Source organism: Nitrososphaera sp. (assembly GCA_039938515.1).
In the GTDB taxonomy this organism is placed as follows: Archaea; Thermoproteota; Nitrososphaeria; order Nitrososphaerales; family Nitrososphaeraceae; genus Nitrososphaera.
The window spans coordinates 60,383-84,376 of sequence record JBDUUL010000006.1; the positions used below are offsets into that span (position 1 = coordinate 60,383).

Here is a 23,994-nt window from a genome sequence, read left to right on the forward strand (position 1 = left end):
CATGGGCCATGCACAGGGCGTGAAATTCATACAATTAGGGCGCACCACGCCGGTGAAGGGCATCCCTCTCGGAAGCCGAGGGTGTCTCGCCCGGCAGTTATCTAAACCGCGTCGGTGCTTACTGATGTAGCGTCTTCAGGTTTATGGATAATGTTCGTAAGGACAGACTGGATACCGTCAATGCCTTTTATCTTCTTAACAACTTGCTTTAGCTTGTCCTCGTCTTCTGCTTGTACCCTTATTACCAAATCGTACACGCCCAAAGTCCGAAACACCTGCTGGACGCCGTTAATCTTTTGCAAAGCTGCCTGAATGGAGTCGTCTTGGAAAAGGAAGCAATTCGCAAGAACAAGGCTCGAAATCATGCTATTCATTTCGCCTAACGGATACTAAAGCTTGTCTTTGCATCACTGCGCTGCAGGTAGTTCGGGCTCGAGTGCCCATCCATTGGTATTGTGGATTTCACCGCAGCCAACCTGCGTGATCCGTGGCGAAACTACTATCAAGTCATCGGTCTGTGATGATTAGTTCAATGCTGCCTAACAAGCGTCCCGCGACACTGCTCGCAGATTTGTTCGTCAATATTTGACTCCATGGAGTGGTGCACATCGCAGATTATCAGAGTGTAGCGCATGTAGTTACAGAGTCCAACGAACTTGGCAAGAGTGCTTGGAGTATATGCCTTATTAGTTGAAAGATCCTTCGCAATGTCGTCTACCATTCGCATAACTTCTCTCACTGATTCCAGTTTTGAAATCAGTTCGACGTCTCCCCTTGTTCCGCGCACATAGTTGCTCACTGCAGCCTGCGTAATTCCAAGAACCTTGGCGACATCCTCCTCTTTCAGAGAAAACTCTCTGATCAGTTTTTTTGCGAGAATAGCTCTCACTGCGGGAATAAGGGATTTGGCTTCGATTTCAGAAGGCAGAAGCATTGCTGCTACAAATCAATTGCAAGTTTATAACCATATAAAGGTTCTTAGGCTGTACTATCTTCCCGCGTTCATTCTTGGCATTAAGTGATGCGTGCGATGAAATAGTGACCCCGTCCGTCACCCGCCTGACCTCCATGCACGCTCACCTGCTTTCAACGGTTTGACGTATATTGTTGTATTATTCTCGTCCAAACTAGTCTTAATTACGAATGCACGTGCTGTAAATCAGGTGTCAACTCACAATTCAATCGACATTCGCTTTCAGTGCAAGTCATGCTTGATGGTTTACAATTCGTTCAACGACTTTGCAAGGCATGCAGAACTGACCGGTCACCATTCTTTTTTTGCCAAGGATGACTAGACTGCCAATACCTGAACGCGTGACAGTATCCTAACAGCTATTTACAGCTTGGTGGAGCTGTACCTACGGTCCTTTTCGGATAAGGCAGCGTCGAGCAATCCTGCATCTTGAACCTCGATAAGCGTGATTGGCGGTACAATTGGAATCATGCAAGTAAATTCTATATTTATATCAGGCAAAGTCCGCTGCCTCTGCTGATTGAAAGCGATTCTTACCCGCGGTCGGAGCGAGGTGGATGTTAACGATGTGGCACCTCCCCGGCTCGTAAACCCCGGCGACGTCGTTGTCAGGATGCGCGCCTGCGGTCTGTGCGGCTCTGACCTTGAAAAGGTATATGGCCAGTACGGAATGACCTCTGCCCGCCTGGGGCATGAGCCGGCGGGAGAGATAGTTGAGGTGGGCTCCGCTGTGAGCGACTTTGCAGTCGGCGACAGAGTATTTGTGCACCACCACGTGGCCTGCTATTCATGCCACTTTTGCAGGCACGGAGATTATACAATGTGCCCGAAATACCAGTCAAGCAACATCGACCCATGTGGTCTGGCAGAGAAGTTCCTTGTTCCCGAATGGAACGTTTCTAGGGGTGGAATGATAAGACTTCCGGCGTCGCTGGATTACGACGCCGCCTCTCTTGTAGAGCCCTTGGCATGCTGCATCCGAGCACTTGGCAAGTCTTCGTTCCAAGAAGGCGACGACGTTGCGGTTCTCGGCTGCGGACCAGCGGGCATGATGCACGTAGCGCTGGCAACCGATCTTGGGGCCGGGAACGTGTTTGCAAGTGACGTCAACGAGTTTCGGCTTGCATTTGCCGCCAAGAGCGGCGCGGTAGCGCTTAATGCCTCCAGCGCTGACATTTCGGCGCGGATAAAAGCCGACACGGACGGCCGCGGCGTTGACTTGTGCATCGTAGCAACTGGAAGCACGAAGGCAATCTTGCAAGCTTTTGAAATCACAAGAAGGGGAGGCGACATCGTGCTCTTTGGCGTTCCACCAAAGGGCTCCCAGATGGCAATCGATGCAAGCAGACTTTACTCCCTGGAGCATTCTCTGATACCAAGCTACGCAGCATCAGAAATAGAGACCAATCAAGCGATAAGGCTCTTGGAAAACAGGAGGCTGAACTTGGACTCGCTTATTACTCACAGGTTTGACATATCCCAGGGCGCAGAGGCAGTGCGATGCGCACATGATGCCAAGGACGCAATGAAAGTCATAATCACGACAAAATAGCTGCTAGAAACTATAAATAGAAACCCGCCGCCCTAGGCGCTGATACAACTATGGACTGGGGTATGAAGAATCGGCTATCAAAGATACTGCGGGCGGAGGATGGCAGGTGTTTGATGCTCGCCGTAGACCACGGTTATTTCCTTGGACCGACAGAGCGGCTTGAAGTTCCTCGAAATACGATTAGTCCTCTACTGCGCTACGCGGACTCGCTTATGCTTACAAGGGGTGTTCTTCGCACCTCTGTCGATCCAGATTTTGACATTCCCATCGTTCTGCGGGTTTCGGGAGGAACGAGCATCATAGGCGAAGACCTCTCAAAGGAGACAATTACGGTCTCCATAGAAGAGGCCATCCGCCTCAATGCCTCCTGCCTCGCTCTCTCTATTTTTGTAGGCGGCAAGTACGAGCACCAGAGCCTCGCAAACCTCGCCAGGCTCGTCGATGAGGGTGAAAAATACGGCATTCCCGTCTTGGCAGTTACCGCTGTTGGAAAGGAAATGGGCAGAGACGCTCGATATCTGGGACTTGCGTGTCGTGTGGCGGCAGAGCTGGGCGCACACGTCATAAAGACCTACTACTGCGAGGATTTTGAACAGGTGGTGGAGGGTTGCCCAGTGCCCCTTGTTATCGCGGGCGGCAAAAAACTCCCGGAAATTGACGCATTGAAACTGGCGTTTGATGCCCTCGATCACGGGGCTTCGGGCGTTGATATGGGACGAAACATCTGGCAGTCGGACCATCCCGTGGCCATGATAAAAGCCGTCAAGGCCATTGTCCATAGAAAGGCATCAGTCAAAGAGGCCGAGCAGATCTTCACTGAAGAGCGGAACAAGACCCCGCAAACGGGGGCACGAAAGGTGCTAAAGGCTGTCAGCCGCTCGGGCGCCTTTGACTAGCCAAACCTCGACATGTGCTGGTGGAGCATCTTCCAGCCGTCCTGGTTTTTCTCAAGCACAACCGTGACCCTGAGGCGAGACTTTACGGCGGCTCCCCGAAAGCTGTAATCGTCAACTACCATTCCGCTTGTATCCAAGACAAACGTTGCGAGCGCACGCTCCCCCGCAACGTCGATTTCAAGGTCGCTTATCTTGAAATCAAAGTCAGAAACGCTTGCAAAGTACAGCTGCTCAAGCATTAGCGCTCGCTCTCTGGACCGCTTTTCATAAGGCACAGAGTCGCCGAATTTTTGAAATCTTGGAGAAAGGTACCTTTCTATAATTTCGAGTTCCTTAGTCTTGGCCAACTCGAAATACTGCGTCAAAAGAGCTTCTATATCGATTCGTTCCTTTTCAAGAAGCATCTGGTCACGACCGAATGAAAACGCCTTTCATGCTAATTTAATCCATCTTGACCTTTTGGATTGAGCTGAGCGGGATTGGTTGATTGCGCATTGTCAGAAGCTTTATAACTTCTGCAAAAGAATCACATGAAAGATGCCTGCTAAGGCCGAGCTTGGGAAGAGAATTGTTGGTTTTCTGGTTCTGCTTGACCTTTCCTAAGCCAAGTGCCGCACGCTTGCAGGTATTTGGAAATTGTCTGGAGTAGAGAAAATAAAGTTGGTTCAAATGTCAGGTGCAAAAGCCTTGATTTCGGCGCTGGAAAAGGAAGGGGTAGAGGTTATCTTTGGCCTTCCCGGAGGCGCAAATCTTCCAATTTACGACGCCCTCGTGGGTGCGAACGTCAGGCACATACTGGTAAGACACGAGCAGTCAGCTTCGCACATGGCTGATGGATACGCCCGCATAAAAAGAAAGGCCGGGGTCTGCTTCGCAACCTCGGGTCCGGGCGCGACCAATCTTGTCACAGGCATAGCCACGGCATACGCGGACTCCTCTCCAGTCGTAGCGGTGACAGGCCAGGTGCCCCTGAATATGATAGGGAAGGACGCGTTCCAGGAGACTGACATTATCGGGGTAGCTAATCCCTGCACGAAATACGCCTTCCAGCCTCGCTCGCCTGCCGAAATTCCCGAAACCGTGAAAAAGGCATTTTACATTGCAGAAAGTGGAAGGCCCGGCCCCGTCCTCGTCGATATCCCAAAGGATGTCCAAACGGCAGAAGCAGAGATGAAATTTCCCGACCTGATAAAAGTGAGGGGCTACAACCCGAGCACAGAAGCCGACCTGTCCGAAGTCGGCAGGGCTGTTGAGCTTATCCTGAAGGCCGAGAAGCCGATAATTATGGCTGGCGGAGGCGTAATCCTTTCCGGTGCGTTCGCTGAATTGCAGGCGCTAGCGGAACTGTTGATGGTGCCGGTGGTGACCACCTTCAAAGGCAAGGGCGCATTCCCTGAAAATCATCCGCTCGCCATGGGTCCCATCGGAATGCATGGACATGCCGAAGCAAACAAGATTATTATCGAGGCTGACTGCATTTTGGCGATAGGCGCGCGTTTCTCGGACAGGTCGGTCGGCCGGTTCGACGAATTTGGAAAGGGCATGAGCATCATTCACATGGACATCGACCCCGCAGAAATCGGCAAGAACAAGTCAGTCGACGTAGCAATAGTGGGCGATGTTAAATCGTCGCTCAAGACGCTCGTGAAACTGCTTTCAAAGAAGATCCCAAAGAGGGCTTCGGAGAGTCCGTGGTTGCGCAGACGAAAGGAGCTGATACAGTACTTTTCAGAAACCATTAAGGACTACCCTCGTGACATTACTGCCAAGAAATCTTTGAAAAAGTTACGCGAACTTCTTCCCGCGAAGGGGATAGTGACAACGGAAGTTGGCCAGTGCCAGATGTGGGCGTCGCTACACTTTGACGTTATTGCCCCTGGAACTTTTTTCAGTTCAACTGGTTTGGGCACAATGGGATTTGGTTTTCCCGCGTCAATCGGAGCAAAAGCCGCGGCGCCAAACGTTCCAGTGGTAGACATTGCGGGCGACGGCTCCTTTAACATGACTGAAAACTCGCTTGCTGTTTCGGTGCTAGACAAGCTGCCGGTAATTGTCTTTTTGATGAACAACTACATGCTGGGGATGGTCGCCCAGTGGCAGAGGACTTTCTATGGGAGGAGGTACAGCGGAGTCCATCAGCACAACTGCCCTGATTATGTAAAGATTGCTGAAGCATACGGTGCCCAAGGGATAAGGGCCCAGTCAATGACTGAACTTGAGAAAGCGATAAAGTCCGCACTCAAGAGTGATGTGGCCACGGTAATTGATATTCCAATTGACCCTGACGAAGATGTCTATCCTTTCGTAGCGCCCGGCACCGGACTTAAGGACATGATTGTGGGAGGCTAGCTCGACAAGACAATGGCCACCACCACGACTCCGCAGACAGGCACTGCAGGCCAGCCCAAGGGAAACTGGTACATAGTGTCCGCACTTGTGGAAAACAAACCCGGGGTGTTGTTTCGGGTTACCAATCTGTTTCGGGCGAGGAACTTTAACATTGAGAGCATTACAGTCGGCTCGACCGAGCAGCAGGACCTGTCACGCATGACTATAACAACCAACAGCGACGAAAAAACTGTGGAACAATTGATAAAGCAACTGCGCAAGCTGATTGATGTTGTTGAAGTAAAGATGCTGGACATCGACAACACCGTATACCGCGAGCTTGCGCTCATCAAGATGAAAGCAGTAGAGCCTAGCACTCGAAGCGAGATAATTAACTATGCCACCATATTTCGAGGAAACATACTCGACATCGGCAAGGAGAACATCACCGTCGAGATAACCGGCAGCCCGGACAAGATTGACGCTTTCAAGAACCTTGTCGAACATTATGGCATCTCGCAGCTTGCCCGAACCGGAGTCCTTGCCCTTCAGAGGGGTCTTGACAATTGACTGAAGCAAGTACTTTGCCGGCGCGCCGGATACGGATATTCGATACAACGCTTCGCGACGGCGAGCAGACGCCCGGCGTTTCGATTACCCCTGAAAAGAAGATACAGATTGCCTCGAGATTGGACGAACTCGGGGTCGATGCAATCGAGGCTGGCTTCCCGGTTGTTTCGCACGGAGAGGTTGAGGCGATCAGGACGATAGCCAAAAACAGGCTAAATGCGGACATTTGCGCGCTTGCCCGGACGATTGACACGGACATTGATGCGGTCCTTGCATGCGACCTTGGCTATGTTCACACCTTCATAGCGACTTCCGACATCCACATGCAGTACAAGCTCAAGATGTCCCGCGAGCAGGTGCTAAGCAAGGCGATAACTGCAGTCGAATACGCAAAGGGCCACGGCCTCGCAGTCGAATTCTCCGCAGAGGACTCGACGCGCTCGGACAGGGCATTTCTGTTGGAAGTGATAAAGGGAGTCACGGAGGCAGGGGCCGACAGGATAGACCTTCCTGACACTGTTGGTTATGCAACACCTGAGTACATCTCTAATCTTGTTACGGATGTCAAGAGCGCGACAAGCCTGCCAATAAGTATGCACTGCCACGACGACTTCGGACTGGCGGTTGCAAACTCGCTTGCGGGAATCAAAGCGGGGGCGGAATGCGCACACGTCACCATAAACGGCCTTGGCGAGCGGGCAGGTAATGCATCGCTCGAAGAGCTCGTTATGGCGCTCCAATGCCTCTACACAAGCTACAGGCACGGGATCAAAACGCAGATGCTGTTTGAGACGTCGAAATTCGTTTCGAACAATATGGGGATAATTGTTCAGCCAAACAAGGCAATAATCGGGGAAAACGCGTTTGGCCATGAGTCGGGAATTCACACCCACGGCATCATCAACAATCCCTTGACCTATGAACCGATTAGCCCCGAGCTTGTAGGCAGGAAAAGATGGCTGCAGGCCGGCAAGCACGCGGGCGCCCACGGCATCAGGGCTATGCTGGAGGAGTTCGGGATCCAGCCATCGGACGAGCAGCTGCACAAGATTGTAGAACAACAAAAGAACATCGCCGACAAAGGCAAGGCCATATCCACCGCGGACCTGCTTTCAATAGCCGGCGAAATAATGAACAGCGGTGAATTTGAGGAGAGGTTCAAGCTCTATGACTTTCAGATTGTTACAGGAATGAACATGATCCCTACCGCGGTAGTCCGGCTCAATGCCGAAGGAAAGGACTTGATAGCAGCCGAAACCGGAGTCGGGCCCGTGGACGCAGCTCTCAAGGCAATCCAAAAGATCTCCGGAGAAGTGGCCAACATAAAGATCCGGGAGTTTCGGCTTGAGTCAATCACCGGAGGCTCTGACGCCCTCGCCGAGGTATCAATTAAAGTCGAAGACAAGAACGGAAATGTTGTATCCGCTCGCAAGTCCGGCGAGGACGTGGTTGTCGCCTCCGTGCAGGCTGTGATGGACGCCATTAATAAGGTCCTGCTGAAAAGGTTGCTCCACTCGAAAAACTGAGTACAGGAAACCTTGCCAAGGTATACTATAGCTCTAATTCGCGGCGACGGCATAGGTCCTGAGCAGTCTGAATCGGCAAAGAAGATTCTGGACCTGATACATGACAAGTCCAAATCTACGCGCTTTGAAATCCGAGAGGTCGAAGCAGGCGATACGGCACTCTCAAAAAGCGGGGCTGCACTCCCACCTTCCACAATCAATGCAGTGAAAAATTCCCAGGCTTGCCTCAAGGCGCCGGTCGGAGAGTCGGCCGCCGACGTGATAATCGTCCTCCGCAGGATGTTCGATCTCTATGCAAATGTCCGCCCTGCCAAATCTTATCCGCACATTCCTTCACTGTCGCATCAGGTCGACATGGTGACTGTCAGAGAAAATACCGAGGACGTTTATCTGGGGTGGGAATTTAATGCCGATGACAACACTGTTGTTGCGCTCAGGGTTACCTCTGAAAAGGCAAGCAGGCGGATCGCCGAGTACGCGTTTCGCACTGCGCTTCGCCGCGGAGGCAAGCGAAGGGTGGTGGCTGTCCACAAGTCAAACGTCCTAAGAAAGGGCGACGGCCTTTTTGCCCGGGTGTGCAGCGAAGTCTCCACAAAGTATCCGGATGTGACATTCGGCCAGCAATACGTTGACGCATGCGCTATGAACCTTATCAGAAACCCTGAAGAGTTTGACGTCATTGTGACGACAAACCTCTTCGGCGACATTCTCTCGGACGAGGCCGCTCAGGTTGTCGGGGGGCTGGGAATGGGCCCTGCGGCTAACATCGGTGATACATATGCGCTCTTTGAGCCGGTCCATGGAGCAGCCTTTGACATTGCCGGAAGAAACGTTGCAAACCCGTCATCTATTCTGCTTTCTGCAAAAATGATGCTCGAATGGCTGTCTGAGACCCATCGCGACCCAGACTCTGCCTTCGAAGGACAGAGGATCGAGCAGGCGATAGTACTGGCGCTGAGCAAGGGACACAAGACAAAAGACATCGGAGGCGACATGACTACTACGCAGTTCACCGACCTTGTTGCCAGGTCGATGTACTAAATTCGTCAGCTACTGCCTCGCGGAGCTTTCTTTTGCCATGCTATGAACATGAAAATGAAAGGAATGGTCATCACGGCAGTTGCAATGAGTACGGGCTGGAATGAACTGGGATCCAAGTCCACACCTGCAAGTTTGAGAAAAGGCAAAGGAAACACCGTAAAAATCCAGAACGCGACAATAATGGCCAGGATAACCTTGTTCCGGTTGAGTAGCGCAGGTATGCTGAGTTTTGTGATATTTTTTTTGTGACAGGTCAGGCATTTGGTCGTCCAGTCGCCGCCCAATACGTCCGAGGGCACAACGCACGAAGTACAAATCTGGTTCTGACAGAAGTAGCACTTTCTATCGGCGAACCTGGACCCGCATATGGAACACCTGTTTGTGTTTGAATTTCTAGAGGCGTCAGTCAAGGCTCAGACCTCAAACCTCACATCGCAATATTACCTTTCTCTATCTCTGCCTGCCAGCGCCAAAGATTCCCGTTATGCTGCTTACCATCATTCCAAGCGTGTACGATGAGCCAAACTGTCCAGTCAGGGGGATAAAATGCGCGGTCAGAAGTGCGCCCAGTGCGACAAGTGAGCCCATTTCCGTAATCTTCTTCAGGGTTGTTCGGTCCTGGTTAAAGGGGGCAAGCAGCATCCCAAGAACCCACGTCCCAAAAAGCCAAACCATCACCTTGGCTGAAACGATCTCCGGTGCAGAAAAGGCCACCGCGAAGTACATCGCTGTAATTATAAAATCTGCTTGCATCATCTTGGCAAAAATCGGCCTGAAGGACGACAGGTGAACGATGTAGTACCCAAACAACGCTCCTGCCAGCGCCACGACAGCAGTGCTTGCCCCCACAAAGGCTACGTTGACGCCACAGTGCATGAACAGCGCTGCGGGGTTAATGCCGCCGCAAAAAATCTGCGAGGATACGATGGCCATTAGAAAGGTCTTGACTGCGACACTCGCTGCAAACAAAAGCGCCCTGTGGGAAAGTTCGACTTCTGCCACAGCTGTCTTCTTCAATGAGCGCCACCGGACCCTGAAGGCAAATGCAGCAAATGCGATTGGTAACTAATTAAGCGTTCTCGGGAAATCAATCTGTTGCGCCGGAAACTTTCTGATCACGAGGAAGCAAAACTTAAATTTGCTCATCTTAACAGTTCGTGAGGGTTCAGCAAAATTCCGACACTTCAACAAACTCGAGCCGGTTACTCGGCAAAGTTGATGCTTGAAGATGGCACGGTTTTTGAAGGAACAGGGTTTGGTTTTCCTGCCACAGCTGCTGGCGAGGTTGTCTTTAACACCGGCATGGTTGGCTACACTGAAACGCTCACGGATCCTTCGTATCGGGGGCAAATTCTCTGCCTTACCTATCCGCTGATTGGAAACTATGGAGTTCCAAGCCCGGATGTCTTGGACAATTTCGGGCTTCCAAAGTATTTCGAGTCAGACGGCATCCAGGTGAAAGCCCTTATCATCCATGAGCTTTCGGATATCGCTAGTCACTGGAGCTGCACAAAAACGCTGGACGAGTGGCTGTATGAGCAAAAGATTCCTGGCATCTTTGGCATTGACACGAGAGAATTGACAAAGAAGCTCCGAGTAAATGGGGTAATGAAAGCTGCACTTGTCGTTTCAGACAAACCGATCAACAACAGCGACGCGAACGAAGCTTTGAAAACTGCAGACTATGACACCCTGAACTTTATGCCCGAAGTCTCGACTAAAGCCCCTGTCGAATACTTTTGCTCGAGCGATAGATCAGCCTCTGGCAAGGGGCGCATAGTCGTCATAGACACCGGCGTGAAGAACAGTATAATTCGAAACATTTTGAGGACCGGCTATGACGTCGTCAGGCTCCCGTGGAACGCGTCGTTTGAAGAGATAAGCTCCTATCATCCGAAGGGGGTCGTAATTAGCAATGGACCCGGAGATCCCAAGGTCTGCAGTAGCACTATCACGACGGCAGCCCGGCTCATAAAGACCTCCACGCCTACGCTCGGCATCTGCCTCGGCAATCAGATTCTTGCCCTTGCGGGAGGCGCCGACACGTACAAGCTAAAGTTCGGCCACCGCGGACAGAACAAGCCCTGTATGGATCTTCGAAACAGTCAGGTCTATGTTACGAGCCAGAACCACGGATACGGGATAGACCCCGAGTCGCTTTCCGAAACTGGATTTAAGGTGTGGTTCTCAAACGCCGATGACAAGACAGTGGAAGGCATAGAGCACAAAAAGTTACCGGTGATTGCTGTCCAGTTCCATCCCGAAGCCTCCCCGGGCCCCTACGACTGCATGTTCGTATTCGATAGGTTTAAAGACATAATTGAAAAAGGCTCTGGAGAAACTGCAGAGTTGCCTTCAGAATCAAAGCCGCCAAGGAAAACTGCCACAACAAAAACCGGGACAGCCAGATCAATCAGAAATGTTTCGAACAGAAGGAGGGAGAGAAAAGTCGCCAAGAAATGAGTCGATAAAGAAAGTTCTTGTGCTCGGAAGCGGGGCAATAAAAATCGGAGAAGCAGGCGAAAGCCAGCCATAGCAGACGATGCTGTGAAACTGGCCGCAAATTTGACTACTCCGGTTCGCAATGCCTCAAGGCTCTTTCCGAGGAAGGAATCCAGAGCGTACTGATAAACCCAAACATCGCTACGATACAAACCGACACCCGGTTTGCAGACAAGGTCTATCCCATCCCGATCAACACGTCCTATGTCGAGCGGGTGATCGAACAGGAAAGACCCGACAGCATCATGCTAGGGTTTGGCGGTCAGACTGCACTTAACTGCGGCGTCGCCCTGCACAGCCAGGGAATCCTGGAAAGGTACGGCATAAGGGTGCTAGGGACGCAGGTAAAGGGCATCGAGATAACCGAAGACCGGCAGATGTTCAAGGATGCAATGGTGCAGAGCGACGTTCCTGTGTTGCAGAGCTTTGCGGTAAACAGTGTCGAAGATGCGTTCAAGGCAGCAAACGAAATCGGATACCCTGTCATAGTGCGAGTAGCCTACACCCTTGGAGGGCGGGGTGGCGGCGTGGCACATAATGAGCTTGAGCTGCAGGAGATTGCACAGCGCGGGCTCAACCTGAGCATGGTGCGCCAAATCCTAATCGAGCGATACGTGGGCCACTGGAAACAGATTGAGTACGAGGTGATGCGTGACTACAAGGGAAACAGCGTAATTGTTTGCAACATGGAAAACGTGCTCTCTATGAGGGTGCACACAGGCGACAACATCGTGATTGCCCCGTCCCAGACGCTCAACAACCACGAATATCACATGCTTCGCTCAGCCGCCCTTAGGGCGACGGGGTACTGCGGCATAGTAGGTGAGTGCAATATCCAGTTTGCACTGGACATTGCTTCAGAAAGCTACACCGCAATCGAAATCAACGCACGGTTATCTCGGTCCTCCGCCCTTGCGAGCAAGGCCACAGGATATCCTCTTGCGTACATGGCTGCAAAAATAGGCCTGGGATATTCGCTGCCCGAACTGCTGAACAGAATCACAAAAGTCACTACGGCCTGTTTTGAACCGTCTCTTGATTACGTGGTGCTCAAGATGCCAAGGTGGGACTTTGGCAAGTTTGAGCAGGTGAAACGTAAACTCGGCAGCGCCATGAAGTCAGTTGGAGAGGTTATGGCGATAGGCAGGACGTTTGAAGAGGTTCTGCAGAAGGCAATTAGAATGTCTGATGTCGGCAAGGACGGTCTTGTCGCAAATTCTAGCTCGTCAGGCGTTAACGCCAAATCGCCCTCGCAAGCGCGCCCTGTGGACGATGAAGCCGAGCTTGAGCGTATAGAGCAGGCGCTTCTTCAACCAAACGATGAGATAATCTTCTCCGTAGTCGAGGCAATCAAAGCCGGCATGACCATCGAGCGGATATCCCAGCTATCGGCGATTGACCCGTGGTTTCTCGTTAAAATCAAGAACATTGTCGATATTGAATCCAGACTGCGCAGTTCAACCTTTGACGAGGCGCTTATCCGGCGTTCAAAAAAAGCCGGGTTCTCTGACAGACAGATAGCCAGGTGCCTCAACCTGGACGAAATTCAGGTCAGAAGTTTCAGGGAGAAATTCGGGATCAAGCCGGCGATAAAGCAGATAGACACCCTAGCTGCAGAATGGCCCGCCAAGACAAACTACCTATACATGACCTATGGGGGCCAGACTGACGACGTCTTAAACGTCAAACCAGATAATTCAAACAGAAGCCGGATGATTGTGCTGGGAGCCGGCCCTTACCGGATTGGGAGCAGCGTGGAGTTTGACTGGGGCACAGTCAACATGGTGTGGGGACTCAAGGACAACGGGGTTAAGGAAATATCTGTCATCAACTGCAATCCAGAGACAGTTTCGACGGATTATGATATCTGTGACAGGCTGTATTTCGAGGAGCTTACGCTTGAACGCGTTCTTGACATCTGCGACCGCGAAAACCCCAGTGGAATAGTTACGTGCGTGGGAGGGCAGACGGCCAACAACCTGACCCCGAAGCTCGCGAAATTCGGCATCCCAATAATAGGGACAAGCAGCGAGAACGTGGACAATGCCGAGGACAGGGCCAAGTTCGGCCAGCTTCTCGACTCGCTTGGGATCAAACAGCCTGCGTGGAAGAAATTCTCAGACCTAGCAGGGGCGAAGGAATTTGCCGAACGCGTCGGCTACCCCGTCCTTGTCCGGCCTTCTTACGTATTGTCCGGCGTAGCCATGAAGGTCGTCTGGGGGGAGCAGCAGCTGGAACGGTTTTTAACAGACGCCACAAATGTCAGCCCCGACCATCCAGTGGTCATTAGCAAGTTCCTCCAAGACGCTTCCGAGGTGGAGGTCGATGCAGTTTCGAATGGCGAGGACGTGGTTATCGGATCGATAATCGAGCACATCGATAACGCCGGCATCCATTCCGGAGATGCCATGATGTGCATACCTCCGTGGAGACTGGACAGAAAGACCGTAGATACCATCACCGACTATTCCATTCGCATCGGCCGAGCTCTCCACGTCTGCGGGCCTCTCAACATCCAGTATCTTGTAAAGGACGACGAGGTTTCCGTAATCGAGGCAAACGTCCGGGCATCTAGGTCCATGCCATTTGTTTCAAAATTTGTCGGGCTGAACCTTATCAACCTCTCGGCAAAAGCAATGACTGGAAAACCATTGCCCGCCGGCGCCCGAGACCTGTGGCTCCGAACCAGCGGTTTCGGGATAAAAGTGCCCCAATTTTCTTTCATGCAGCTCGAAGGCTCTGACATTGTGCTGGGAGTCGAGATGCAGTCCACCGGCGAGGTTGCATGCTTCGGGACGAGTTTTTACGACGCCCTTTCAAAGGCCTACATGGCCGCCGGATACTCGCTACCGCTTACCGGCTCGGCGCTCATTACGATTGGCGGTCCAAAGAACAAGGAAAAAATGCTCCCGATTATATCGCTCATATCCTCTATGAACTTCAACATCCTTGCTACCGAGCATACGGCTGAATTCATTGAAAACAACCACTTCAAGAACGTTCAGCGCGTACACAAGATTAGCGAGCCAGACAGAAAGCCCAACATCGCGGACCTGCTGTATTCGCGCAAAATAGACTTCATTATCAATATTCCCGCGACTTCTACGATTGAAAAGTACGTCGGAATGCTTTACGATGAATACCAAATCCGAAGAAAGGCCGTAGAACTTGGCGTGCCAGTTCTGACAACAGTCGAGTCGGCAAACTCTTTTGTTAAAACTCTTGAATGGCTTCGCAGCAATACGCCTACAGTCTCGCCTTTACGCAAATACGTCGCACTCGAATAGGAAACGATTAGAGTATTTCGTCAAGCATGGACTCGCCTCCTACAACAGCCCCATCAAGCGTCGTTACCATGCACCGCCTGATTTTATCCCGATGTCTTCTGACCCTCGAGATAACCGGAGAAATCGCTACGGATTTGTGGTCGCCTCTTGGGGGGTGGCGACGGCTGCCTTCATCATGATTGGTGCGTTCGGAGGTCCTGTTCCCCCCACCAAAAACCGTCCTTCCCCCGGCGGCGTAAAGGTATCTGTTGAAGCTCGGGATTACCACCATCTCTATATTTTCACTCCCCGGCGCGCTCGTCAAAATTGACCTGTCGACCTGCAGATAAATCCATACGGGCTGCCCATTGAGAACGTGTCCCTTCTTACGCAGCGTCGGATGCAGGTGCCCCATCACTACCTTTGCGGAGCTTTGGGGTATTTCCGATGGCAGACTGTGACCGTGAAGCACGAGTGTATCTTCGAGCGTAAGTCCTGATGCGCTGGCAAGATTCACCTGAAGCGGCGCTAGATGCCTGATGCCGGAATCATGATTGCCGGGGACAAGAAATACCTCGCCAAATCTGGTCAAATCCGACAGGAACCTGGGAATCTCGTCCCACTCCTGTTTCGTAATGGATCCAAAAGTGTGTTTCAGATCTCCTGCTATTACGATTTGATCTACCGAGTGCTCAGTGCATAAAGCCTCAATCTGGCCAATCATCTCCTTTGCCAGGTCGGCTCTGGGCATTTCGACGCCCTTTAAGCTCAGTTCAGATTCCAACCCCAGGTGCAGGTCAGATATCACAAGGGATCTGTTCTTGGAACCGACTAGCAAAAGTGCCGCATGCGGATAGAGAGGTCGTAAGTTCACCGTTCTTATTTAGCTGTGCATCGCAGACAGATAAACGAAGCAGCCTTGGTCAGCTTTGAGATGCCTGGCTCAGCAAGAAATTCAGGAGACAACGCTTCTGGGTCGGATGCCTTAAAACCTCTCGGCATCAAGAAAATGCTGTTTCTGCCAAGCAGCCGCCTGCTCTGGTCCGTCGTAGGCAGGGACCGCGAATATTGGGTCGATCCCGGCTCTGATTTCTGCAGTTGCAGCGACTATTACTTCTCATCGCTTTCGGGCGGCGGACCATGCTACCATCTGGAAGCGGTCAAGCGCGCAGCCGATAACGAAACGTCTTATCCAGAAAAGATATCACACTGTGTGGAGAGTTTTGAATTTGATGATACTGAATACGGCTTGGTGTTTGCGGCGCTGGCGTCTGACGCCGAAGCAATTTTAGGCAGCCGTTGACGCCTGTGGCGGCACAGATTCTATTTCGCCACTGCCTACGCCTGAATCATCGCTTACCGCGGACTCGACGGCGGTTTCGGAGGGTGGCAGGCTATTCTGGATACTTGCCTCCTTGTTTGAGACATCATTCTTCTGACTAACCGTCCGCGCCTCTCCTCCCTTTCTTCCAATTGAACTAAAATATTCCGGCCCTCGTTCCTGGCGCACGACCTCCCCGCCTCGCCTGCCTATTTCGCTGTAAAATCGGTTGCCATACCTCTCCTTAACGGCTCCTCCGCCCTTCTCGCCGATTTCCCTATAGAACTGTGAACCATAGCGTTCACGCACGATTTCGCCTCCTCTCTTCCCCGCCTGACTGAGCCCTTCTCTATCAAGCGCTCGTGCGTCACCCCCCTTTTTTGCTACCCTTGACCTTGTTTCAGCATTTGCCGCAGCAAGCCCCCGCTTCTGGTGTGGTGCTATTCCGCCCTTCTTGGCCACGCGCTGTCTTGTCTCCTCGTCGGCTGATGCGAGGCCGCGCCGGTGAGGTCCCTGCGACCGCGTCGACTGCTCTGAATCCATGCACCATTGACACGGATAAGGCATAAAAGGAGAAACGAAAAAAGTAAGCGAATCTTACTCAAACTTTTATTAGCGAAATGCAAAAGCCCCTAAGGGCATCCGGCTTGAATAGCACAAAGAGCAGGCAGACGGTTCTAATCGTAGGTTCCGGAGGGCGAGAGCATGCTCTTGGTTGGAAGTTTTCTCAGAGCGTCAGGGTGGTCAAGACATATTTTGCGCCCGGAAACGGCGCCACCTCTGAAAACTTGCCCATCGCGCAGAACGACTTGCAGGGGCTTGCCGCATTTGCAGCGAAGTGCGGCGAAGACTGTCTGACCGTGGTGGGACCCGAAGAACCACTCTCGCTTGGAATAGTCGACCTTTTTCGCTCAAGGCACCTCCGAATCCTGGGCCCAACCTCCGCTGCAGCAAAGCTCGAGACTAGCAAGGCTTTTTCAAAGGAGTTCATGATTTCAGCGGGGATTCCGACCGCCAGGGCACAGGTCTTTTCAGACAAGAACAAGGCCCATGATTACATAAATTCGCTTGACATTCCAGTGGTGGTAAAGGCAGACGGAATAGCTGCTGGGAAAGGAGTAATCGTTTGTGACGACGCGAAACAGGCCCATGATGCAATCGACAGGATAATGGTTTTGAGGGAATTTGGAAGCGCTGGCGACAAAGTAATAATCGAGGAGCGGATTGTTGGCGAGGAAGCCTCGTTTATTGCCCTGTGCGACGGATCCACTCTTGTCCCCCTTGCTTCCTGTCAAGACCACAAGAGAGCCTTTGACGGCGACAGGGGTCCGAATACAGGCGGAATGGGCGCGTATTCTCCAGCACGCATACTGACGGCTGAGCTGCAGGCAGTACTGACAAAAGAAGTGATGGAACCTGCTCTCAGGCAAATGAAGTCCAGGGGAACGCCGTTTGTGGGCTTTCTTTACGCCGGCATAATGATAGACGAAAAATCGGGGAAGCCATACGTACTCGAGTTCAACGCAAGGATGGGCGATCCAGAATGCCAGGCCATAATGATGCGTCTAAAGTCCGACCTCTTCGACTATGCCGACGCCGCTGCCGAAGGATGTCTGGACGATATGCCCGCGCTTGAATGGAAGCAGGGGACATCTGTTTGCGTAGTTATGGCTTCGAGGGGATATCCCGGTGCCTACGATAAAGGAAAGGTAATTCACGGTCTCGATTCAGATTTTGGGCCCGGTGTACAGGTTTTCCATGCAGGCACGCTGCGGGGACCGGGGGGCGAATTGGTTACCAATGGCGGAAGGGTGCTAGGGGTCACTGCGACGGCAGACCATGCAAGGGAAGCAATCGAGAGGTCTTACTCGGCGGTCAGAAAGATAAGCTGGGGCGACAACGATCACTACTATCGTACGGATATCGGACACAGAGCGAGTCTGTAACTACTTGAAGCGCAGCAAAGTCTGGCCAGCAACAAGGGCGCTTAGCCGGATGTCAAATGCTTCCGTCGGCAGTCTTTCAACAAGTTGAAACTCGTATCCCAGGCCTACAGAAAAGCCTTCAAATTTCTTCAGAAATCTGTCGTAAAATCCTTTCCCATATCCTAGCCTGTGGCCCCTCAAGTCGAACGCAAGCCCCGGCACCAGCAGAATATCCAGATTGTGAGCAGCGTTTGCTGTTTTTGGCGGTTCCGGGATATTGAATTTTCCCAGCTCAAGGCCGCCGAGATCTGAAACCTCAAAGAATTGAAGTCTATCATCGATTACTCTTGGCAGAAAGACGGCCTTGTCATTTCTGAGTGCTTGTTCAATTACCTTTAGAGTCTGGGTCTCGCCGTTAAGTGGATAGTAAGCTCCGACTGATTCTGCATAGAGGAACTCTTCGCACTGAACTACCAATTGCTGAACCAGAAGGCTTTTGCGTTCAACATCTTCTCGAGTTAGATTCTCTCGCAGTCGCCGCATTTTCTGCCGCACGGCAGCCTTTTCTTTTGCGGTTGAGTCCAGCCTGTCATTTTCTCCAGGAGGGCCGTTCCCTACGCCAGGGCCGCTGCTCAAATCTCGTTGGACTCTATTTTGGCCGCACTGGCAAAGGAGGCTGCGGTGACGGTGTTTTTCATCAGCATTGCAATTGTCATCGGCCCTACTCCTCCTGGCACAGGAGTCAGCCATGATGCCTTCTCTCTGACTGACTCAAAATCAACATCGCCTGCCAGTTTGCCCTGGTGTCTTGAAGTCCCGACATCGATGACAACTGCGCCGCTTTTTACCATCTCGCCGGTGAGTACAAACCTGTTTCTGTCGCCCACTGCCGTTATTATCAAGTCCGCGTTGCTGAGTTTCTGACGCAAGTCCTTGGTGCGTGAATGACAAACAGTTACGGTTGCGTTACGCTCGAGAAGCATGAGGGCTACAGGCTTGCCAACCAGGTTGCTCCTATTCACTATCACAGCGTCCATAGTACTGGGATCGATTTTGTAGTAATCAAGAAGTTCCATGATCCCTGAAGGAGTGCATGGTTTGAGCATCGCTCGGCCATTCTGGAGCATGCCCTGATTATACGGCGTAAGGCCGTCGACATCTTTGGCAGGGGATATTGCATTCACTATCGAAAATTCCTCAATGTGCTTTGGGAGCGGAAGCTGGACGAGTATTCCGTGGATCTCGGGATCGTTGTTCAGCAGGGTGACCAATTCAATGAGCTCGTGCTGCTTGAAGGACGCACCGAGTCTGTGATCGCGAGTTGCAATACCCAGATCACCTGCCGTCTTTTGCTTGCTGTTTACATAAGTCGCGGAGGCCGGATCGTCGCCAACCAGCACCGTGGCAAGGCAGGGTTTAGTCCCCAATCCCTGAAGTTCACTAGCCGCTCTTTTCACTCTTGACTTGACATCGGCCGAGACTGCCAATCCGTCAATGAGCTGCGCACCCATTAGCCCGGAGAAGACTGGAAGGGATATTTGGATTTAGTGTCCGAGTGATCGTCCCAACTAGTCAATTAGTTTTGTCGGGGGTTGCAAGCAGTTGCTCTTTATCATGTCAGGTTGCGCCACAAGGCGGGAATGGCAAAACGCTAATCTCCCTTGATAAGAAATGTTTTGTTGTGCCTCTTCAAGATGTCTTCAAAGTACTTCATCACTTGGTCTACCTCGTCTTTAGTGGCCGTACCTCTCATTATTCTCAGAAAGCACAGGTACTGCCAGGCGTGCAGCCAATTCTCACGAATCATTACCTCGTTTTCGGTAGAAAGCTGCCGACGTCTATGTAGGTATCCCATTACAATCGCTGACGGGATGTATGCTGCAACAAAGATCGCTGCAAAGATGATCTCGTTTTCGAAAATGTTGCGAGCAAAGGGAACTTGTGTAATTGCAAGGTTGTAGACAAGCAGGATAAAGTTAATGAAGTTCATTATAAATACAAGATAAATTGAATGGCCGTTCCTAAAGTCAAGCCATCTTCTATTCAAAAACCTCCCTTCGGCTTTTTCCAACCGCCGGTAACTGGGGTCGTTCGGAAATAAAAGTTGTGACCAGATATTTTGTTGCTGATTACACGCTCAGAGTTTTTCCAGAGTGCCTTGCCAAACGTCGATAGCTTAAAAAAGCTATTTATTAAAACCTGAAATGGTGCTGGCGCGGTTTGTGCGAAGGCGATGGCTTGACTTTAGGCTAGGTCATACACTCTACCTTGCATTCTTTATGAGCTTCGTCAACTTCATCCTGATTACTTATAGTTTTGCGGTGCAGAAAAACCCGCTGTTCCATGGCGTTATTACAAGCCTTTCTTTCTTCACTATTGTCTTCCTTGCAGTTTACGTTCCCACGGCAATGGCAATCGGCTACTGGCACCGCAGGAACCAGTTCCGCGTTGAAGTGGAAGCGACCTTACAAGAGGATTGGGTTTCCGCGTGGTTGCTGCGCTACCAGTTCAGGCTAGCTCTTGGCAAGGCCACTGAGGAAGAGACCCGGGAGGTCGTGAACTTCTACGAGTCAGTACTTAGAAGGCATAACAAGCCGGTGCCGCCTCAAAATGATGGCCCCAAGTCGGAGCCACCACTGAAATAGCAATGGGCCTTAGCTGTTTGCAATCGTCTTGAACGAACGTGCCCTTGCTCCCATTTCGAGCGCACAATTATGCAAGTTGGTAAGCCTCTAGGATTTTCGGTTCGTTCTTTTCCCAGATTAAATTCGCCCTTGCATAGCTAAGGATTCTTTGGCGCTTTGTGTCCAGTTCGGTTGGACTGCTATTGTACTTTTCAAGAATCTCTGCCATGCCCTCGTAGTCAGAAAACAGGTCGCAATTTTCCCCGAAATCGTCCTGAACCGATGGTATATCATCGATACTGACCAGCCAGAGCCCGCAATGGGCATATTCGTAAACCTTATTTGGATTTGCATATCTGTGAAACCAATGCTTCCTCCAAGGGAGCAGCCCGATGTGACATTCTTTGTACATCATAGTATACGCGTCTCTCATCTGAAGCCTTCCAACGGATTTGATCCTGTCGCTGTTGGGTTCGGAAACCCCGATGCGTACAAGAGTTCCGGTTAGATTATTGGTTGAAAAAGCCTCGTGAAGTCCAGCTATGTTTCGAAATGGATCGGTAGAGCCGAGTTGGTCTCTTCCGAGGTAAACTGACCTTATTTTCCCCGGTTCCGCATTAGACCCAATTGTCTCACGCGGCTCAACCGAGTCGACACAGGGAAAGTTTGGAATAGTAAAAACATGAGAGCAATAGCTCGTGTGGTGGTCGGCAATGCCTTTACTCACTGCGAGTATGGGTACATGCTCTCCGACGAAATGCTCCCATTTTGCCCATTTGTTTTTCTTTAGGGTTTCTTTGGCCCGCCGAGAAAACTCAAAAGGAGACAGGGCTTCAAGAGCGGCTCGGGCTTCCAGCGAGTACAACTCATGATCGTCAAAAACCGTAGCAATACCGGTCTTGACCGCATAATACGCGGCGAATAGATCGTGCGCATGAATCAGGTCGGGTCTTATCTCCTCCAAAACTTTCTTCAGGCCGGAACTCACAGCTTCGGCGCTTGAGGGATAGGGATACCACTTCCAAAACCTGCTCAGTGAACCCGGCAGTGGCGAGGCGACTCGCGCCTTTGGGGGGAAATCAAGCCAACTAGTCCGCTCGAAGAGCTCTTTTGCGCCGGCCAGTGCGGTCCCGTTGTCGCTACCGCAGAAAAACACACGCCGGCCGGTTCGAATCCCTGTTCTTGCTGCGTTTAAGATTCTCGGATCGTCTAGGTCAGTGTGAGTGAAGTGAAGTACTTTTTCTGCCGGCATTATGAAATCCCAAGGGTGAAATTTATGGCAAAATCATCCTGCCAGTAACATATAAACCCGCATGCCGGTCAGACTCGCCAAACCTGGATTGTACTGCAAGAGAAGGAATTTCGAGTTTTACAAAGGGGCTACCAAATCAATGAGCTCCTTTGTTATCTTTCTCGAAATGCCGGGCTTGCCGAAGAGGAGTCTTGATTTAGACGAATCAACCACAGCGCGGCGATAATCCTTCTGAATCCGCCCAAAGCACTTCGAGATCGTGTTACCTGGGGCGAATGCGAGCTGATTGCCGAGACCTTGAGTAGTTTCAGTCCACTCAGTATCTGGACGCAATGTCACGCAAGGGGTGCCCAGAATAGCCGACTCCTTCGTCAGACCACCCGAATCGCTTACAACGCAAAATGAATTCTTTGTCAGCGATAGAGAAGTAATGTAATCAACAGGCCTTAGCGTATTGAAAGGAGCAAGCAATTTTAGCAATCCGAACTTCCTTATCCTCGCGCGTGTTCTAGGATGGAGTGCAAAAATTACTTGCATAGATTCCGCCAGCATGCCCATTTCTTTCAAAATGGATTCGAGCCGCGATGAGTCATCGACGTTAAAATCCCTGTGAAGCGTAAAGTAAACAAAGGTTTTTTTTTGCAGTCCCAATTCCGTTAGCTTGTTGGCTGAATCGATCAAACTGCTTACAGACATTATCGAGTCCACTATGGGATGTCCTACCGCCCGTATAGAGTCTTCCGGGATTCCTTCTTTGATAAGATTCAACTTGCAGTTTAAAGTTGGAGGAAAGTGTTCGTCGGCCATGTGTGAAATCAAGACCCGGTTAACTTCCTCCGGCAGCTTCCTATCATAATTGCGGCACCCTGCCTCCACATGGGCAACCTTGATCTTGAGTTTGACGGCCGCAAGGGCGGCGGCAAACGCAGAAGTGGTATCGCCTTCGACCAGAACAAGGTCGGGCATTTCAGATTCTAGAACACGTTCAAACCGAGTGAGAATGCGGGCTGTCTGCATAGCGTGGGAGCCACTACCTACCTCGAGATTGTGCTCAACGTTGTCGATATGGAGCTGATCAAGGAAAATAGAGGCCATCTCCCGGTCGTAATGTTGACCGGTATTGCAAATTACAAGCTCACAATCCGTTTTCCTGAGCTCGTTGATTATCGGAGCCAATTCAATAAAGGTGGGACGCGTCCCTATTACGGCAATGATTTTCACGTCATGACGCTCCTTTGCTGGCCGTAATAACAATTTATCGCCGTCTGCATGGTGTTCTAGTGGGGCGCTATTGGCGAGAAATTTGGATATCAGTCAACCATTTTCCATTCTCTAAGCGTCTCAATTAGAACCCTCACTGTCCTTGATGGAGAAAAGAACTCGCGTATGAGCCCGGGATCTAACTTCCTTTGTGCCGCTCTTAGGATCGCCTCTGAAATTGAATCGTCCTGAGGCAAACACGGTTCAATAAACGCCTTCATTTCCTCGTAGTCATAGTACCTCTCGTTAACGTAACAGACTACTGGAGTACCAACCGCGAGCGCCTCTATTGAAACGATGCCGTAGATTGCCTCCTTTCCAAACCAGTCGCACAAGACATCGATTCTCGACAGATACCGAGGCATTTCGGAATGCGGAACAATTTCCGATACAAGGTTGCATCGTACTCCGCGGGCTTGAAGTTTCTTCACGGCGGAGACTACCAAATTACTGCCCTTGATGTCCCTGTCAGTCGGGAAGTGGCCTATTATTAGGCCATCTTTGCTGCTCCATTCCTTTGGCCGTACATCTGGGTTGAAGGATTCTGTGTCTATGCACCTGGGGAGAAACCGTGCATCCGAGTCTCTGCCAAGATATTCAAAGAGGTCCTTTGTCGTGACAAAGCATCTTTCTTCGGCTGGAACTCTGCCGCTTCTGAGCTCGGTCCCGTTAAAAATCATTACAGAGTGCTTTGACTTGACCAGAGGAGGGACCGACAATCGCAGTTCAAGATCATAGGATTCTCCCTTGCTTTTCACCAAGGCTTTTCTGATTGTTCTTTCAAAGGGAAGGTTACGCTGCTTCCCCAACTCTGTGATACGCCGATTGGGGGGCGACGTCGTGAAGGGGCTGGGTGCAAAATAATAGTCAACGACAGCTCCTTGCTTTTCAAGCTCTTTTCCAATGAGGTATCCCAGAGACGCAATGTTGCCAATTATAGCTATCCTCGTGCCTTGGC

24 protein-coding genes and 1 pseudogene are annotated in these 23,994 nt (G+C 51.2%); 11 read left to right on the forward strand and 14 right to left on the reverse strand.

Translation table 11 applies throughout. The features are described 5' to 3' along the window. Positions 1–101: 101 nt before the first annotated feature. From ABI361_03615 to ABI361_03625, 3 genes are all read right to left on the reverse strand, one after another. Positions 102–365 (reverse strand): Lrp/AsnC ligand binding domain-containing protein, encoded by a 264-nt coding sequence (locus ABI361_03615; protein MEO9319742.1) that lies wholly within the window; start codon positions 363–365, stop codon positions 102–104. 164 nt (positions 366–529) lie between these two features. Beyond that, positions 530–934 (reverse strand): helix-turn-helix domain-containing protein, encoded by a 405-nt coding sequence (locus tag ABI361_03620; protein ID MEO9319743.1) that lies wholly within the window; start codon positions 932–934, stop codon positions 530–532. Positions 935–1,336: 402 nt separating this feature from the next. After that, positions 1,337–1,474: a hypothetical protein gene (locus tag ABI361_03625; protein MEO9319744.1), complete on the reverse strand. Its 138-nt coding sequence runs from the start codon at positions 1,472–1,474 to the stop codon at positions 1,337–1,339. A gap of 19 nt (positions 1,475–1,493) precedes the next feature. On the opposite strand from ABI361_03625, the gene ABI361_03630 reads away from it, so the two are divergent. Beyond that, positions 1,494–2,525 (forward strand): zinc-dependent dehydrogenase, encoded by a 1,032-nt coding sequence (locus ABI361_03630; protein MEO9319745.1) that lies wholly within the window; start codon positions 1,494–1,496, stop codon positions 2,523–2,525. A 50-nt stretch (positions 2,526–2,575) separates the two neighbouring features. After that, a complete protein-coding gene (gene lsrF / locus ABI361_03635) occupies positions 2,576–3,421 on the forward strand; it encodes a 3-hydroxy-5-phosphonooxypentane-2,4-dione thiolase (protein MEO9319746.1) in 846 nt (281 codons plus the stop codon). Here the strand turns inward: lsrF and ABI361_03640 are convergent. After that, the gene (locus tag ABI361_03640) at positions 3,418–3,825 is read right to left on the reverse strand and encodes a nuclear transport factor 2 family protein (protein MEO9319747.1); all 408 of its coding nucleotides are present in this window, start codon (positions 3,823–3,825) and stop codon (positions 3,418–3,420) included. The genes lsrF and ABI361_03640 overlap by 4 nt on opposite strands. A gap of 265 nt (positions 3,826–4,090) precedes the next feature. Between ABI361_03640 and ilvB the strand changes: the two genes are divergently transcribed. The 4 genes from ilvB to ABI361_03660 are packed head-to-tail and all read left to right on the forward strand — an operon-like array spanning position 4,091 to position 8,886. After that, positions 4,091–5,770: a biosynthetic-type acetolactate synthase large subunit gene (ilvB, locus tag ABI361_03645; GenBank protein MEO9319748.1), complete on the forward strand. Its 1,680-nt coding sequence runs from the start codon at positions 4,091–4,093 to the stop codon at positions 5,768–5,770. Positions 5,771–5,782: 12 nt separating this feature from the next. After that, positions 5,783–6,319 carry an acetolactate synthase small subunit gene (gene ilvN, locus ABI361_03650; protein MEO9319749.1) on the forward strand — a complete coding sequence of 179 codons (537 nt, stop codon included), beginning with the start codon at positions 5,783–5,785 and terminating at the stop codon, positions 6,317–6,319. After that, positions 6,316–7,845 (forward strand): 2-isopropylmalate synthase, encoded by a 1,530-nt coding sequence (locus ABI361_03655; protein MEO9319750.1) that lies wholly within the window; start codon positions 6,316–6,318, stop codon positions 7,843–7,845. Before ilvN ends, ABI361_03655 begins: the two co-directional genes overlap by 4 nt. A 12-nt stretch (positions 7,846–7,857) precedes the next feature. Continuing rightward, the gene (locus tag ABI361_03660; GenBank protein ID MEO9319751.1) at positions 7,858–8,886 is read left to right on the forward strand and encodes an isocitrate/isopropylmalate dehydrogenase family protein; all 1,029 of its coding nucleotides are present in this window, start codon (positions 7,858–7,860) and stop codon (positions 8,884–8,886) included. Between the two features lie 5 nt (positions 8,887–8,891). Here ABI361_03660 and ABI361_03665 read toward each other — a convergent pair whose 3' ends face one another. Both ABI361_03665 and ABI361_03670 read right to left on the reverse strand, forming a co-directional pair. After that, on the reverse strand, positions 8,892–9,296 hold the full coding sequence (locus tag ABI361_03665; protein ID MEO9319752.1) for a hypothetical protein: 405 nt from the start codon (positions 9,294–9,296) through the stop codon (positions 8,892–8,894). Between the two features lie 40 nt (positions 9,297–9,336). After that, positions 9,337–9,903, reverse strand: a complete 567-nt coding sequence (locus tag ABI361_03670) for a hypothetical protein (protein ID MEO9319753.1) — start codon at positions 9,901–9,903, stop codon at positions 9,337–9,339. A gap of 201 nt (positions 9,904–10,104) precedes the next feature. Between ABI361_03670 and carA the strand changes: the two genes are divergently transcribed. Together carA and carB are read left to right on the forward strand one after the other, a co-directional pair. Beyond that, positions 10,105–11,349, forward strand: a complete 1,245-nt coding sequence (carA, locus tag ABI361_03675; protein MEO9319754.1) for a glutamine-hydrolyzing carbamoyl-phosphate synthase small subunit — start codon at positions 10,105–10,107, stop codon at positions 11,347–11,349. Next, positions 11,306–14,675, forward strand: a pseudogene (carB, locus tag ABI361_03680) (carbamoyl-phosphate synthase (glutamine-hydrolyzing) large subunit). The gene carA and the pseudogene carB overlap by 44 nt, the downstream one beginning before the upstream one ends. Positions 14,676–14,682: 7 nt before the next feature. Here the strand turns inward: carB and ABI361_03685 are convergent. Continuing rightward, positions 14,683–15,528 (reverse strand): metallophosphoesterase, encoded by an 846-nt coding sequence (locus ABI361_03685; GenBank protein MEO9319755.1) that lies wholly within the window; start codon positions 15,526–15,528, stop codon positions 14,683–14,685. 45 nt (positions 15,529–15,573) lie between these two features. Here ABI361_03685 and ABI361_03690 point away from each other — a divergent pair, with 45 nt between their 5' ends. Beyond that, positions 15,574–15,957 carry a hypothetical protein gene (locus ABI361_03690; GenBank protein MEO9319756.1) on the forward strand — a complete coding sequence of 128 codons (384 nt, stop codon included), beginning with the start codon at positions 15,574–15,576 and terminating at the stop codon, positions 15,955–15,957. Here the strand turns inward: ABI361_03690 and ABI361_03695 are convergent. After that, on the reverse strand, positions 15,943–16,518 hold the full coding sequence (locus tag ABI361_03695; protein ID MEO9319757.1) for a hypothetical protein: 576 nt from the start codon (positions 16,516–16,518) through the stop codon (positions 15,943–15,945). The genes ABI361_03690 and ABI361_03695 overlap by 15 nt on opposite strands. 104 nt (positions 16,519–16,622) lie before the next feature. Between ABI361_03695 and purD the strand changes: the two genes are divergently transcribed. Then, a complete protein-coding gene (purD, locus tag ABI361_03700) occupies positions 16,623–17,921 on the forward strand; it encodes a phosphoribosylamine--glycine ligase (protein MEO9319758.1) in 1,299 nt (432 codons plus the stop codon). Here purD and ABI361_03705 read toward each other — a convergent pair whose 3' ends face one another. From ABI361_03705 to ABI361_03715, 3 genes are all read right to left on the reverse strand, one after another. Next, the gene (locus tag ABI361_03705; protein MEO9319759.1) at positions 17,922–18,536 is read right to left on the reverse strand and encodes a 5-formyltetrahydrofolate cyclo-ligase; all 615 of its coding nucleotides are present in this window, start codon (positions 18,534–18,536) and stop codon (positions 17,922–17,924) included. After that, positions 18,533–19,411: a bifunctional 5,10-methylenetetrahydrofolate dehydrogenase/5,10-methenyltetrahydrofolate cyclohydrolase gene (locus tag ABI361_03710; protein ID MEO9319760.1), complete on the reverse strand. Its 879-nt coding sequence runs from the start codon at positions 19,409–19,411 to the stop codon at positions 18,533–18,535. The genes ABI361_03705 and ABI361_03710 overlap by 4 nt, the downstream gene beginning before the upstream one ends. Before the next feature lie 140 nt (positions 19,412–19,551). Then, positions 19,552–19,971 carry a hypothetical protein gene (locus ABI361_03715; protein MEO9319761.1) on the reverse strand — a complete coding sequence of 140 codons (420 nt, stop codon included), beginning with the start codon at positions 19,969–19,971 and terminating at the stop codon, positions 19,552–19,554. 133 nt (positions 19,972–20,104) lie between these two features. Between ABI361_03715 and ABI361_03720 the strand changes: the two genes are divergently transcribed. Beyond that, a complete protein-coding gene (locus ABI361_03720) occupies positions 20,105–20,545 on the forward strand; it encodes a hypothetical protein (protein ID MEO9319762.1) in 441 nt (146 codons plus the stop codon). A 67-nt stretch (positions 20,546–20,612) separates the two neighbouring features. On the opposite strand, the gene ABI361_03725 is transcribed toward ABI361_03720, so the two are convergent. The 3 genes from ABI361_03725 to ABI361_03735 all read right to left on the reverse strand — a co-directional run bounded on the left by ABI361_03725 (position 20,613) and on the right by ABI361_03735 (position 23,794). Further along, positions 20,613–21,776, reverse strand: a complete 1,164-nt coding sequence (locus ABI361_03725; GenBank protein ID MEO9319763.1) for a glycosyltransferase — start codon at positions 21,774–21,776, stop codon at positions 20,613–20,615. A gap of 117 nt (positions 21,777–21,893) precedes the next feature. Next, positions 21,894–22,997 carry a UDP-N-acetylglucosamine 2-epimerase (non-hydrolyzing) gene (wecB, locus tag ABI361_03730; protein ID MEO9319764.1) on the reverse strand — a complete coding sequence of 368 codons (1,104 nt, stop codon included), beginning with the start codon at positions 22,995–22,997 and terminating at the stop codon, positions 21,894–21,896. An 89-nt stretch (positions 22,998–23,086) separates the two neighbouring features. Then, positions 23,087–23,794 (reverse strand): hypothetical protein, encoded by a 708-nt coding sequence (locus tag ABI361_03735; GenBank protein ID MEO9319765.1) that lies wholly within the window; start codon positions 23,792–23,794, stop codon positions 23,087–23,089. Between the last annotated feature and the right edge of the window lie 200 nt (positions 23,795–23,994).

Bases quoted from the DNA above. Each gene is read 5' to 3' on its own strand.
- ilvB (MEO9319748.1), top strand. From the start codon at position 4,091: ATGTCAGGTGCAAAAGCCTTGATTTCGGCGCTGGAAAAGGAAGGGGTA.
- ABI361_03620 (MEO9319743.1), bottom strand. From the start codon at position 934: ATGCTTCTGCCTTCTGAAATCGAAGCCAAATCCCTTATTCCCGCAGTG.
- ABI361_03720 (MEO9319762.1), top strand. From the start codon at position 20,105: ATGGTGCTGGCGCGGTTTGTGCGAAGGCGATGGCTTGACTTTAGGCTA.
- carA (MEO9319754.1), top strand. From the start codon at position 10,105: ATGCTTGAAGATGGCACGGTTTTTGAAGGAACAGGGTTTGGTTTTCCT.
- ABI361_03695 (MEO9319757.1), bottom strand. From the start codon at position 16,518: ATGGATTCAGAGCAGTCGACGCGGTCGCAGGGACCTCACCGGCGCGGC.
- ABI361_03710 (MEO9319760.1), bottom strand. From the start codon at position 19,411: ATGGGTGCGCAGCTCATTGACGGATTGGCAGTCTCGGCCGATGTCAAG.
- ABI361_03640 (MEO9319747.1), bottom strand. From the start codon at position 3,825: ATGCTTCTTGAAAAGGAACGAATCGATATAGAAGCTCTTTTGACGCAG.
- ABI361_03615 (MEO9319742.1), bottom strand. From the start codon at position 365: ATGATTTCGAGCCTTGTTCTTGCGAATTGCTTCCTTTTCCAAGACGAC.
- ABI361_03725 (MEO9319763.1), bottom strand. From the start codon at position 21,776: ATGCCGGCAGAAAAAGTACTTCACTTCACTCACACTGACCTAGACGAT.
- ilvN (MEO9319749.1), top strand. From the start codon at position 5,783: ATGGCCACCACCACGACTCCGCAGACAGGCACTGCAGGCCAGCCCAAG.
- lsrF (MEO9319746.1), top strand. From the start codon at position 2,576: ATGGACTGGGGTATGAAGAATCGGCTATCAAAGATACTGCGGGCGGAG.